The 11,591-nt window shown below is 41.9% G+C and carries 14 protein-coding genes and 1 tRNA gene; 12 read left to right on the forward strand and 3 right to left on the reverse strand.

Features of this window, described 5'->3' with window-relative positions; translation table 11 throughout:
• Positions 1-282: 282 nt before the first annotated feature.
• The 5 genes from MKP07_RS31230 to MKP07_RS31245 all read left to right on the forward strand — a co-directional run bounded on the left by MKP07_RS31230 (position 283) and on the right by MKP07_RS31245 (position 3,134).
• The gene (locus MKP07_RS31230) at positions 283-984 is read left to right on the forward strand and encodes a hypothetical protein (RefSeq protein ID WP_240852023.1); all 702 of its coding nucleotides are present in this window, start codon (positions 283-285) and stop codon (positions 982-984) included.
• Positions 985-1,539: 555 nt separating this feature from the next.
• A complete protein-coding gene (locus MKP07_RS41590) occupies positions 1,540-1,716 on the forward strand; it encodes a hypothetical protein (protein WP_317236173.1) in 177 nt (58 codons plus the stop codon).
• A complete protein-coding gene (locus tag MKP07_RS41595; RefSeq protein WP_317236174.1) occupies positions 1,713-2,012 on the forward strand; it encodes a 23S rRNA (pseudouridine(1915)-N(3))-methyltransferase RlmH in 300 nt (99 codons plus the stop codon). Before MKP07_RS41590 ends, MKP07_RS41595 begins: the two co-directional genes overlap by 4 nt.
• 226 nt (positions 2,013-2,238) lie before the next feature.
• A complete protein-coding gene (locus MKP07_RS31240; RefSeq protein ID WP_240852024.1) occupies positions 2,239-2,565 on the forward strand; it encodes a hypothetical protein in 327 nt (108 codons plus the stop codon).
• Positions 2,566-2,765: 200 nt separating this feature from the next.
• Positions 2,766-3,134 carry a hypothetical protein gene (locus tag MKP07_RS31245; RefSeq protein WP_240852025.1) on the forward strand — a complete coding sequence of 123 codons (369 nt, stop codon included), beginning with the start codon at positions 2,766-2,768 and terminating at the stop codon, positions 3,132-3,134.
• Positions 3,135-3,222: 88 nt separating this feature from the next.
• On the opposite strand, the gene MKP07_RS31250 is transcribed toward MKP07_RS31245, so the two are convergent.
• Positions 3,223-3,738 (reverse strand): hypothetical protein, encoded by a 516-nt coding sequence (locus MKP07_RS31250; RefSeq protein ID WP_240852026.1) that lies wholly within the window; start codon positions 3,736-3,738, stop codon positions 3,223-3,225.
• A gap of 90 nt (positions 3,739-3,828) precedes the next feature.
• Here MKP07_RS31250 and MKP07_RS31255 point away from each other — a divergent pair.
• The 3 genes from MKP07_RS31255 (at position 3,829) to MKP07_RS31265 (ending at position 6,907) form a co-directional block, all read left to right on the forward strand.
• Positions 3,829-3,902: transfer RNA gene (locus MKP07_RS31255), tRNA-Asp, on the forward strand.
• 186 nt (positions 3,903-4,088) lie between these two features.
• Positions 4,089-6,494, forward strand: a complete 2,406-nt coding sequence (locus MKP07_RS31260) for a DEAD/DEAH box helicase (protein ID WP_240852027.1) — start codon at positions 4,089-4,091, stop codon at positions 6,492-6,494.
• A gap of 29 nt (positions 6,495-6,523) precedes the next feature.
• A complete protein-coding gene (locus tag MKP07_RS31265) occupies positions 6,524-6,907 on the forward strand; it encodes a helicase-related protein (RefSeq protein ID WP_240852028.1) in 384 nt (127 codons plus the stop codon).
• Positions 6,908-7,075: 168 nt separating this feature from the next.
• Here the strand turns inward: MKP07_RS31265 and MKP07_RS31270 are convergent, their stop codons facing one another.
• Entirely contained in the window at positions 7,076-8,347 is a 1,272-nt protein-coding gene (locus tag MKP07_RS31270) for a sensor histidine kinase (RefSeq protein WP_240852029.1), read from the reverse strand.
• Positions 8,344-9,024, reverse strand: a complete 681-nt coding sequence (locus tag MKP07_RS31275) for a response regulator transcription factor (RefSeq protein WP_240852030.1) — start codon at positions 9,022-9,024, stop codon at positions 8,344-8,346. Before MKP07_RS31275 ends, MKP07_RS31270 begins: the two co-directional genes overlap by 4 nt.
• Positions 9,025-9,136: 112 nt before the next feature.
• Between MKP07_RS31275 and MKP07_RS31280 the strand changes: the two genes are divergently transcribed.
• The 4 genes from MKP07_RS31280 to MKP07_RS31295 all read left to right on the forward strand — a co-directional run bounded on the left by MKP07_RS31280 (position 9,137) and on the right by MKP07_RS31295 (position 11,550).
• Complete coding sequence (locus MKP07_RS31280) at positions 9,137-10,114, forward strand: TolC family protein (RefSeq protein WP_240852031.1); 978 nt, start codon at positions 9,137-9,139, stop codon at positions 10,112-10,114.
• Positions 10,115-10,131: 17 nt separating this feature from the next.
• Entirely contained in the window at positions 10,132-10,428 is a 297-nt protein-coding gene (locus MKP07_RS31285) for a TolC family protein (RefSeq protein WP_240852744.1), read from the forward strand.
• Positions 10,429-10,582: 154 nt separating this feature from the next.
• Positions 10,583-10,723, forward strand: coding sequence for a hypothetical protein (locus tag MKP07_RS31290; protein ID WP_240852032.1), 141 nt, complete (start codon positions 10,583-10,585; stop codon positions 10,721-10,723).
• A gap of 14 nt (positions 10,724-10,737) precedes the next feature.
• On the forward strand, positions 10,738-11,550 hold the full coding sequence (locus MKP07_RS31295) for an efflux RND transporter periplasmic adaptor subunit (RefSeq protein ID WP_240852033.1): 813 nt from the start codon (positions 10,738-10,740) through the stop codon (positions 11,548-11,550).
• Positions 11,551-11,591: the final 41 nt, after the last annotated feature.

Below are 11,591 nucleotides of genomic sequence, written 5' to 3' on the forward strand. Positions count from 1 at the left end.
CAGTCTGTTCTACCTTTGAGTCCTGGTGATTAAAAAGAAGGTCCGCTATAAGACCCAGGCTGTGAGATCATAATAAATAAAGCGGAGCCATTGTTACAATCACCCCTTGCTCAAAAGGTGTTTGTATCCGTTTAAGAGAAGCAAAAACGATAGCATTTATCATTAGTGGTTCTACGCTGCATTGTGGCTAAAATACGGGGAGGGGTAGATGACAGTGTACGCTCGTTGAAACCTCAAATTCAATAATTATTATCAGGCATCTAAAATCAAATATTAACAACTATGCCCATTATTAAAATCATTTTAATATTGCTCATTATCAGCCTGGGGTCTATTGCATACGCTTCAGGTAACCATAGAGCTAAACCCACGGACAAACTATCCACTACTGCTCATAGGCCAGATAGCAAAGGTTTTAAGGACAATAATACTGACAACAAACATATAAATCCAATCAGTCTTACCGGTAGCCAGCATAACAGCGAAACTACCGCAGATGGCATCACTACGGATATGCAAGTAAATTTTGCCGATCTGTCTGCTGAAGTAAACGGTGATATACTTTTTGTAAACTGGTCAACCGCATCTGAGAAAAATAATAAAAGCTTTGACATAGAAGTTTCGTTAGATAAAGTAAACTTCATTACTATCGGTGAAATGCAGTCCCGGGACGAAGACGGTAATTCTACTTCTATATTAAGTTACGAGTTCAGTGCCGACATGGCTGGTGTTAGCTTTGCAGCTTTGGGTATTGTTATAGCACTGCTGGCATTAGGTAGTCTGGCAATGGGATTACCAGGCAAAACAAGATGGGTATTTGCTGGTATTGTATTAACGGGCCTATTAACGCACATAGTAGGATACCCTGGGAAAAACATGGAAGATGTTACAGGCAATACCAACACTTATATCCGCATTGCGCAGATTGATGCAGGTGGGGTAAAAACTTACTCCGGAATCGTAACGGTAATGAACAACAATTAACCGGCACACAAAGAATATAAAGACGCCTGCCAGGTGATGCCGTGCCCCAAAAAACAAACACCTACTGGGAGTAGCCTATAAAGCGGTGAGCTTTTTAGTCGAGAGGCGTCGGTACCAGAGAATCATTTAAAAACCTCTGCGATAAGCAGTATTTGCTATTCGTACTGTTACTTACCGTCGCCGTGCTTCGGATTCAATGCTATGCAGCCCAAAGCACGGATCCAGGCACCTTTCCTGCTTCTCCCCGCCATGCTGTACCGGGCTGTAAATGCCAGCCTTTCATATATGGGCCTGCGGCAAAATTTCTGGCGATTATTCGTAAACAAACGAACCCTGAAAGGGCAACATAGATTACGGAGGAATTCCGGTCCTTGTATCACGATCCATTGCCACATACTTTTAAACGTTCTCCTTAACCTGACGGCTGCAGCCACACCGGGTAACAACCATCCTCGCGCCCACTATTTATAGAATCCAAGGGCTTAACTTTGCGCCACGAACATAACTTTATCCCGGCAGCCATGTACATCGCATTAACATGAATAAAATATTTTTATGAAAATTTCTTTCTGGTCTATCGGCAAAGCTCACGAGCCTTATGTAAAAGCGGGTATTGAGGACTTTTCTAAAAGAATCAATAACTATTTTAAGCAGGACTGGGAGATCATTGCGCCTTTAAAGAACGCTGCTAAAATGAGCATCGACGATATCAAAAAAATGAAGGAGAATTGATCCTGTCTAAAATTCAGAAAGATGATTTTTTAATTGCCCTGGATGAACGAGGCATCTTATTAAGCTCGGAAGGATTGGCCCAACAAATACAGCTATGTGCCAATAACTCCACTAAAAGAGTGATCTTTTTGATTGGGGGTGCTTTTGGACTAAGCGATACCATACTAACCAGGTCTAACTTTAAATGGAGCCTTTCTAAATTGGTATTTCCACACCAGCTGGTGCGATTGATACTGGCCGAGCAGGTATACAGGGCCTGCACTATTTTAAAAAATGAAAAATACCATCACCAGTAAACTTATACTGGTGTAGTGACCTCCGCTTATACTAACTCATTTCGCACAGCCCTTTCACGCGACTAATGCGAATAATAATTCATTTGCTGCGGATATATAAAAGATAGCAGCGCTGCACATACAAGGGAGTATATTACATGGCATTGAATACCGCTTGTAAATATTATACCCAAATGAAGTACAGGAAAATTATATTGTTGACTTTTTTGCAGGCAGCTTTATCTCTTTGCTAAGCCTAGTTATTATCAGGGAGCTACGGGTTCAACCTGCCGTGCCGCCTAACCATGGTGATGATATGGTTGGCCTGGCTTACGGCCTTGCAGTTGCCTTTAATATTATTATGGCACTGGGATCCCTACCATCGTTACTGGTGCGTGGTAAGACTGTCAATAAAGTATGGCTTAACGCCTTGTTGCTGCTGGGCTTGCCGTTAGTGTTTACGATATACGCCACCCTGGCAATGGAGGCCTTTGCCCTGTGGTTGTGCTTACCTTACCTGCTGGTTGGAACTGTTTTATTCATCATTCGCAGCAGACATAAGAACCACCCATAAATGGCACTCCCAGCATCTTTAACGGCTCACCCTTAAGTTGTCACGAATATTAAAAGAAGGCTTGCAAATTGTAAATCACGCTACCTTTCATCTTATTTTTTATTTCAATTACAGCCAATCAGACAGCGGTACATTTATATACCGGCTGCTATACATCCACTATCAATAATGAAGAAATATCTCACCGGTCTTATTTTTTATTGAGCATAAACAAAATAATCGCACAAACAAAGAAAGAGCTTTTAAATACAATAAACAGGGATATCAACGGCTTTGAAACATTGCCGAAAGTAGCCGATATGCATTTTGAGCTAACGGCTGGTGCTGGTAAAGATTTTGATCCAGGCGATGTATTAAATTTTGAGCAGCAATCTCTGGCACAGCCGGCAGCTGGCAGAGAAGCTTTAAACAACTTCTTCAACCGAGTAAGTATTCAAAGCAAATTATTATATCCCTATAACATTATTGCTATTAGCAAAAAGGAATTCGATTTATTGAAACTACCAGGCCGGGATAATTTTTATTTTTCAAATAACTTCTGCCTGTTCGTCCAATCATTTGCTTTTTAATGTTACTATGATGCGGTAAATTTGTCTATCGTAAGCTTCTTCAATTTCGATAGTTTGGATAGCGTTGAGTTTCATACGCTGCAGATTACTACTTTCTTTTTAAAATTTTGTTGGCTCTCGACCTGAACGCAGGTGCCGCGTTGGGCAACCTAACTTCTACTACAGTCTTCAGTTCGGGAAGTATCTCAGGGTATAACTTAGTCAGCTTATCAAGTATTCCCAGCGCGAAGGCTTGCGTGGCAATGGCTTCTTCGGGATCGGCAATATATTCAAAACAACTATCCATCAAAACGCCATGGTATGCTTCGGGTATATTCGGTAACTGATCGAATATACGTAGTATATTTCTTCTTACAGCAGCAGGTTGATTGGGTGCATTTAGCTGCTGTACAAATTTCTTATAATGTTTACCAATTAATGCCGGATGGTTAACTGCAGCATAACTTAAAGGCCACGCAGCCCTTTGAACAATGCGAAAGTCTTTATGCGTTAAAAAGACTTTCAGTAGCTCATCAAAATGCTTCTGATTGTCACTTACCCAACTTACCACCTCATTGGCTTGCTCCTTCGAATAACCCTTTTGTAATAGTATATCCAGCTTCATAGTACCAAATTAAAAAAAGTAGAAAATTTTTTAGAAAATGTTTGGCTGTAAAAAAAAAAACGCTCCTATATTTGCACTCCCAATTTGAAAGGATCGGTAGTTCAGTTGGTTAGAATGCCGCCCTGTCACGGCGGAGGTCGCGGGTTCGAGTCCCGTCCGGTCCGCAAAAAGGCTCTGAGAAATCAGAGCCTTTTGCTTTATACCTAAAAATCACACAACCAACAGATGCCGCTCTACGAGGAGCTTTATGAGGGATCAATACAAAAAGTTGCGAGAGTTATTTGAGCGTGTGCTTGTTGCTAAAAAATATCTGTAAATTCAATCGTCCTCTCTTTTGTACAATCTTATATTTGCGCGCCAGAAAGATGAATACGGCAATGGCGAATACGAAGACATACTTACTATTTCAACCGGCATTATTATTCTCCAAAAAGAATGTAATAGCGTTAAAGCAACTGATCAAAACACCTGATGGTATTACCACCGGCGAACAACCTTTAACCCGGGCGCATATCAAAGCACTTTTCAAAAGCTATAGCGATGAAACGATCAAAGCCCTGATGGCATTTAACATGGTTGACCTGGAGAAGATATCTATTGCACTGCATCAGCAAACCAGTTATATTGTTGACAAAACAGAACAGAAAGCTGCGGTTCAAACCGCTTATGCCCGCCATATACAATCTATTACCGGCGCTTTAAGAAGACAGCCTGTACAGGACTGGTATCACCCTGTTGTATCCAGCGATAAAAGAGTACAGAATATAAAGTGCAGCTTTTATAGCTATCCTGTGGAAGTTAGTTTTTATGCCGACAAAAAAGAGCAACAGTACACTATTGATACTTTTATTGAAATAGGTAAAGAAAAAGTGCCTTTGAGCCATTTTCGCCGCTACCATTTTTTACTGGAAAGAGACAATTGCTATTACCAGGTATCTCCTAAAAGCTATGAAGCCCTGGATTGGATCAGTACACAGGATACTTCCCGATGGACTATAGAACGGACCGATTATTTTGAATCGGTATTACAAAAATTGGAACAATGGGATGTTTCAATTGAAAAAGGAGATCTTGCTGAAGCTGAAATGATCATTACCGAGCCACAATCGCAGGTTATGGTAAGCGAACTGAGCAATACCTTTCTGAAACTGGAACCCCAATTCGTATATGAAGGCTTTATCCTCGAAGGCCCGTTTGAACCGGTAACCAAGGTTAATACGCCCAGGAAAACGGTTTTGATTCAGCGCAATAAAGAGAAAGAAGAAGAGCTGGTTCATTTTCTCCAGGCCCTTCATGAAAAATTTGCTAACCAACATAATGGCTTCTTCTACCTAAGCTTTGCCGATGCGCAAAAGAAAGGGTGGTTTTTAAAAACTTACCATTTATTGCTCGATAAGAATATTGACCTGCTGGGCATCGATCTGTTAAAGCACTTTCGTTACTCGCCGCATAAGGCCGTCACAACAATCAGCAAGCAGACCTGGGAGGGTGACTTTGCCTGTATAGAAATCAGCGTCAAATTCGGTAAAGAAGAAGTGCCATTAACCACCTTGCAAAAGTCATTGCTCAATAATCAAAAAGCCATCATGCTTAAGGATGGCAGCCTGGGTGTTTTAGGTGAAGAATGGCTGCAACAATATGGCCTGTTGATCCGCCATGGTAAAGTAAGAAAAAATGAATTGCTTGTTGCCCGTTGGCTTACTTTAAGTGAGGGCACTGATAACAGCGCAGACGGCGGCCTGATCAACACCGGCATTACGCCAGAATGGTTTGCCCGCTGGAAGCGTTGGGAAAAGCAGGAAGAAGAATTGTATACTTTACCCGTTGGCTTACAGGTGGAGGCGCTTCGCCCCTACCAGCGCACGGGTTATGAATGGCTACGATTATTGTCTGAGATAGGCGCCAGCGGCTGCCTGGCCGATGATATGGGATTGGGTAAAACGCTTCAAACTATTAGCTTTCTGTTATACAAAATAGAGACCAATCCGCAAAGTAAACAGTTGGTTATAGCCCCTGCAAGTTTATTATATAACTGGTTAAAAGAATTGGAGAAGTTTGGCCCGGATGTAAAGGCTACCGTACTGCATGGTTCTAAAAGAGATAAAGCTTTATTAACCGATGATGAGAACAGGATCATCATTACCAGCTATGGTACCATGCGGCAAGACCTGTCCCTGTTAGAAAACATTGCATGGGAAACCATTGTATTAGATGAAAGTCATCATATAAAAAATGCGGCTACGCAAACTACCCGTGCCGTATGGCAACTCACCGCAAAAACCAAGATTGCGTTAAGTGGTACTCCTATTATGAATAGTACCAGCGACTTGCATAGCCAGGTACACTTCTTAATGCCCGGACTGTTAGGCACATCCGAGTTCTTTAAAAAAGAATACGCCATACCCATTGAGCAACAGGCCAACGAAGAAAAAGCAGCTGCTTTACAAAAGTTGATACGCCCTTTTATTTTACGCCGAACCAAAGAACAGGTAGCAAAGGACCTTCCAGAAAAAACAGAATCGATACTTTGGTGTGAAATGGATTCGGAACAACGAGCCGCCTACGAAACCATTAAAGACAATATACGCACGAATATATTTACTGAAATAGAAAGCAATGGCCTGAATAAAGGTAAAATGAGCATACTAGCCGGGTTAACCAAATTAAGACAGCTTTGTAATAGCGCGGAACTGGTTACCGGTGAAGATCTTTTACTTACGACAGCGTTAAAACCAAAGTACTCATCAATGAGCTGAAATGCATTATCCCTCAGCATCGCGCCCTGGTGTTCAGCCAGTTTACGTCTATGCTGGACCTGTTAGAACGCGACCTAAACGCAGCTGGCATTTCTACTTTAAGAATTGACGGCCAAACGCAGGTCCAAAAAAGACAGGAGCTGGTAAATGAGTTCCAGTCTGACAATAGCAAAGCTGAAGTTTTCCTGATCAGTTTAAAGGCGGGCAATACCGGCTTAACCCTCACTAAAGCAGACTATGTATTCCTTTTCGATCCCTGGTGGAATGCTGCAGTGGAAAGCCAGGCTATTGACCGTACCCATCGTATCGGCCAGCAACAGCATGTATTTGCTTACCGCATGATCTGCAGGGATAGTATTGAAGAAAAAATAATTAAACTGGCGGGGGCAAAAGAAAGCTGGCAGAAGACCTGATCACCACGGAAGAAAGCCTCATGAAGAGTTTATCTATTGAAGATATACAATATCTTTTTGAGTAAGCTAGCACCCAACTTTAGGTCGTAAACGACACGGTAAAATCATTTTCATCACCCCGGTTGCTGTAACTCAAATCAGCATTATTAACGGTCAGTATCTTTTGAGTTAATACCAACCCCAAACCATAGCCGGTTTGCCCCCTGCTGTTCTCTCCCTGAAAAAATGTTGAAACAGCATCTTTTGCTCTTCATCCGTAATGGTTGTGCCTTTATTGGTAATATGTATTTTTAAAGAACCATCTTGAGCTGCATCAACTTCAATGCTACCCTTATTTTCTGAACTGTAAATAATACAGTTGGACAACAAGTTTTGAAAAGCCTGTTTCAATAAAAGCGGGTTGACCATCAATTCCAGCTTTTTCTCATCAAACTCCTGGGGAGTATATTTAATTTGAAAATGAAAATCCGGGTAAATGATATTCAGCTCGTCAATAATATCATAGATCATTTCATCCACACGGGTAGTGTATTTCTTCAACTCCTGCCCTGCTTCTACTTTTGATATCTCAAGCAGTACTGTAATAATATTACCCAGAGATTGTGCTTTTATCACCTGGCGATCCAGCTCCTGTTTGATTTCATCATTGTCTGCAGCGTTGCTGATCCGCTCCAACTCCGACACTAAAACCGCCAGTGGTGTTTTCAGCTGATGCGATATATGGTCAATCGTGCGTTTCTGAAAAACAAATGCCTCATTGGTTCTCCTTACTAATTCATTAAACCGCTCCGTAAGATGCTCAATTTCGTAGGTATTGGTCTTTATAGAAAGAGGCATATTGTTATTACTGAAGTCATATTGCTGAATACGATCAGCCAGCAAAGCGATGGGTTTGGATATTTTATCTGATATATATAATGAAACCAATATCACCAGCAGACTAAATGCAATAAATAACGCGATCAATACATTCCTGAGATACGAGAGCTTATCATAACCAAAAGCATCATAGGCTTTGATGATGGCATAGTAAACCTGGTGGTTGCTCTCTATATAAACACCTAAAACATCGTAGTGCTGTTCATCGGTAAAAACAGATTGCCGGGCAGGTGAAAGACTATGAAGGATAGACCGGGCAGCATAAATCTCTAAGCTGTCAAGGCTGGAAAAAATCAGATCCTTTTCTTTATCATACACCAGCAGTTTTTCGTCGAAAAAATCATTAATATCCTGCTCATCTAAAATGGATGATATTTCAGCGCTTTGTTGCCGGTACTTCTGGATCTGTTGTACGGTGTAGCGGATCTTATTTTGCTGCTGTTTTCTAAAAGATTGTTCCCGGTAAGAATAAAACAGAATATAGATCAACAGGAAGGTAATAGCGGTAATACCTATAACAGTGGAGCAAACATAAATCAGTATCCTGTTTTTAATTCTCATGGCATATCCCAGTAATAACCGTAACCTACTTTTGTTTTAATAGATTGCTCGCCGAAAGGCTTATCTATTTTATTCCTAAGAAAATTAATATACACTTCAATGGTATTGGTGTTATAATCTACATTGCCGCCCCAAATCTCTTTCATCAATTCGGACTTGGACACCACCCTATCTTTATTGCTGATCAGCATGTACAGTATCTGGTATTCCCTGGGCGTCAATACGATTTCCTGCTGCCGGCGATACACGGTTTTTTGAGCGTCATTGATCACCACATCTCCTGCTACCAGGTTGGATGATATATCTTCCTGCAATTGCCTGGAGCGTTTAACCAGGTTTTGTACCCGCAGGTAAAGCTCGCGCATGTAAAAAGGCTTGGTTAAATAATCGTCAACGCCTGCATCAAACCCGGTCACCTTGTCTTCTAATTCGGCAAATGCCGTCAGCATAATTACCGGCGTGCTTTTATTGTACTGTCGGTAAGCCTTACATAATTCAAAGCCGTTTTTACCCGGAAGATTGACATCCATAATAACACAGTCAAATGCTTCCTTGCGTAGCACACGTTCTGCCAGCATACCATCATATATAACTTTTACATGGGCCTGTTCGGCTTTCAATGCTTCCGTTATATTCTGCGCCAATGTATGATCGTCTTCAATCAATAACAGGTTCATATTCCAAAGGTATTACTTCTGTGCTGAAGCCTTTTCTTCACCAGGAGTTTAAGTACAATTTTATCCGCTTTAAGCCTTTCTTAAGGTGTTTCGCGCCAGCTTTGCCCCCATCATGAAACGGATACTTTTATCAGGCGCGGCGATCATTTCTTTATGGTTCAATACAGCCGCACAAGATACTTTACAATTATCACGCAGCCAGTGTGAGGCTATTTTTCTAAAAGAAAACCTGTCCCTGCTGGCAGAACGCCTTAATATACCCATGGCGGAAGCGGAGGTGAAACAAGCTTCGTTATGGCCTAATCCACAATTCACGCTCGACGAGATTAACCTATGGGCAACAAGGCACCAAACCGGCGGACAGGAAGTATCTCCTCCTATCATCGGCAATTGGGGCAGAAATCAGCAGTATGCCGTGTCTGTGGAACAATTGATCTATACCGCAGGCAAACGAAAAAAACTGATGGCCTTGCAAAGCGTTGGCATAGACAAAGCACAGCAATACTTTAACGACCTGCTAAGAAATCTGAAGCTGGAGTTGCGCCGGCAAATAACAACATTACAACACCTGCAGCTCTCAGAGCAAATCTTTCAAACACAGCTACAGTCTGTAAACGACCTGCTGCGCGCTTATGAACGACAACTCGATAAAGGGAATATAGCGGCTACGCAGGTTACCCGCCTGCAAAGCAAACAATTTGAATTACAGAAAGAACTATATGAATTACAGCAGCAAAACAACGACGTCCAAAAGGAGCTGAAACAACTACTTCATTTGCCACCTCAAACCCTGCTGAAGCTGGATATGGATCAATTTGAGAAAAACATTACAGATGAAACAATACCTACTTACCAGACCCTGGTAACTGAGGCTTCAGCACATCGTCCGGATTATAAATTAGCGTTACTCGAAAAAACCTATTTTGAAAAATCATACACTTACGAGAAAGCTTTACGTACACCCGATGTAACCATCAACGGCAGCTACGACCGTAACGGAAGTACTATGCTGAACTTTGTAGGCTTTGGTGCGTCTATCGATCTTCCTTTTTTAATAAGAACCAGGGTAATATCCGCAAGGCAGAGCTAGGTATACAGCAAGCGAAAATAGTAGCGCAGCAATCGCTTCACAATGTAGAAACTGAAGTGGCGGCCAGTTATAAATCATTGCTGACTGCCCATAACTTTCACAAAGCCATTGACCCCCTGTACCTGGAAAGACTTGACCAATCGCTTGAAGCGCATACCCGCAATTTTTTATCTCAAAATATAAACATGCTGGAGTACCTGGATTTCCTGGAGTCTTATCAGCAAAACAAGCAATCGATCCTGGACGCCTCCCGCGACCTCAATAATGCCGTTGAAGAGGTCAACTATGCATCTGGCACCGAGTTGATACCCTAATCGCCTTACACTCAAAATCCTAACCGATCTAATCAACATATCATATGCAAAGAATATTCTCATTTTATATAATTATTGCCCTTATCAGCGGCTGTAAAGAAAAAGAAGCAGCGCGGTTGTACAACAATTTTGCCTGGATAAAGAGCTTAAAGACATGATCACTATTGAAGAAGTAAAGGCCGAGCCCGTTGCTACCGGTATCCATTTAATGGGAAGCGTAGAAGCCAATACAGACAAACAGGTTACCTACTCCAGCCTTACCAACGGTGTAGTACATAATGTATTTTTTCTTTAGGCGATAAAGTGCAAATGGGACAGGTATTGGCTGAAGTGAAGAGCGTGGAGTTGAATAGCCTGCAATCCGAATCAGGCAATATTGTTCAGCAGATCAAAATAGCTGAAAGAAAACTGGAGAGTTTAAAAGACCTGCACAGCGATGGCATAGCATCGGCAAAAGAATTACAGGAGGCGCAAAGTGAGCTGGACATACTTAAATCGGAGCAACAAAAAACCAGCGCTAATATGAGCCTGTACAATGCCAGCCCAGCACGGGGTGTATTCCAGGTAAAAGCTCCGTCAAGCGGTATTGTCACTTCCAAAAATATTGCACCAGGCACCCAGCTTAACTCAGAAACCGAGGCACTGTTCACAGTATCTAACCTTGACGAGGTATGGGTAATGGCCAATATTTACACCAGTAATATCGCGGAGATAAAAGAAGCCATGCCGGTAGAGATCACCACGCTTTCTTATCCCGGTAAGATCTTCCACGGAAAAGTATCCCTGCTTTCCCAGGTAATGGATAACGATTCAAAAGTACTGCAGGCCCGTATTGTAATGCCCAATAAAGACCTGCTGTTAAAGCCGGGAATGATGGTGGATATTACCGCCATAAAAAATGAAACAACCATGCAGGTTTGCGTACCCGAGGCAGCCCTGGTATTTGACAATAACGAATATTATCTGCTGATCTATAAAGAAGACTGCAGTATAGAAGTACGCAAGGTGAATGCAGGCAACAGGAACAATAATAAAATCTACCTGCCCGAAGGTGTGACGCCTGGCGAAAAGATCATCACCCGCAATCACTTGCTTATTTACCAGGCGCTTCAATCATTTTAATCCTGCAACTACAAGCAAATTAACAGGCAATACCATTGCAC

This window comes from Paraniabella hibiscisoli, assembly GCF_022512515.1.
In the GTDB taxonomy this organism is placed as follows: Bacteria; Bacteroidota; Bacteroidia; order Chitinophagales; family Chitinophagaceae; genus Niabella; species Niabella hibiscisoli.

Bases quoted from the DNA above. Each gene is read 5' to 3' on its own strand.
- MKP07_RS31290 (WP_240852032.1), top strand. From the start codon at position 10,583: ATGATCACTATTGAAGAAGTAAAGGCCGAGCCCGTTGCTACCGGTATC.
- MKP07_RS31250 (WP_240852026.1), bottom strand. From the start codon at position 3,738: ATGAAGCTGGATATACTATTACAAAAGGGTTATTCGAAGGAGCAAGCC.
- MKP07_RS31230 (WP_240852023.1), top strand. From the start codon at position 283: ATGCCCATTATTAAAATCATTTTAATATTGCTCATTATCAGCCTGGGG.
- MKP07_RS31275 (WP_240852030.1), bottom strand. From the start codon at position 9,024: ATGAACCTGTTATTGATTGAAGACGATCATACATTGGCGCAGAATATA.
- MKP07_RS41590 (WP_317236173.1), top strand. From the start codon at position 1,540: ATGAAAATTTCTTTCTGGTCTATCGGCAAAGCTCACGAGCCTTATGTA.
- MKP07_RS31280 (WP_240852031.1), top strand. From the start codon at position 9,137: ATGAAACGGATACTTTTATCAGGCGCGGCGATCATTTCTTTATGGTTC.
- MKP07_RS31270 (WP_240852029.1), bottom strand. From the start codon at position 8,347: ATGAGAATTAAAAACAGGATACTGATTTATGTTTGCTCCACTGTTATA.
- MKP07_RS31295 (WP_240852033.1), top strand. From the start codon at position 10,738: ATGGGACAGGTATTGGCTGAAGTGAAGAGCGTGGAGTTGAATAGCCTG.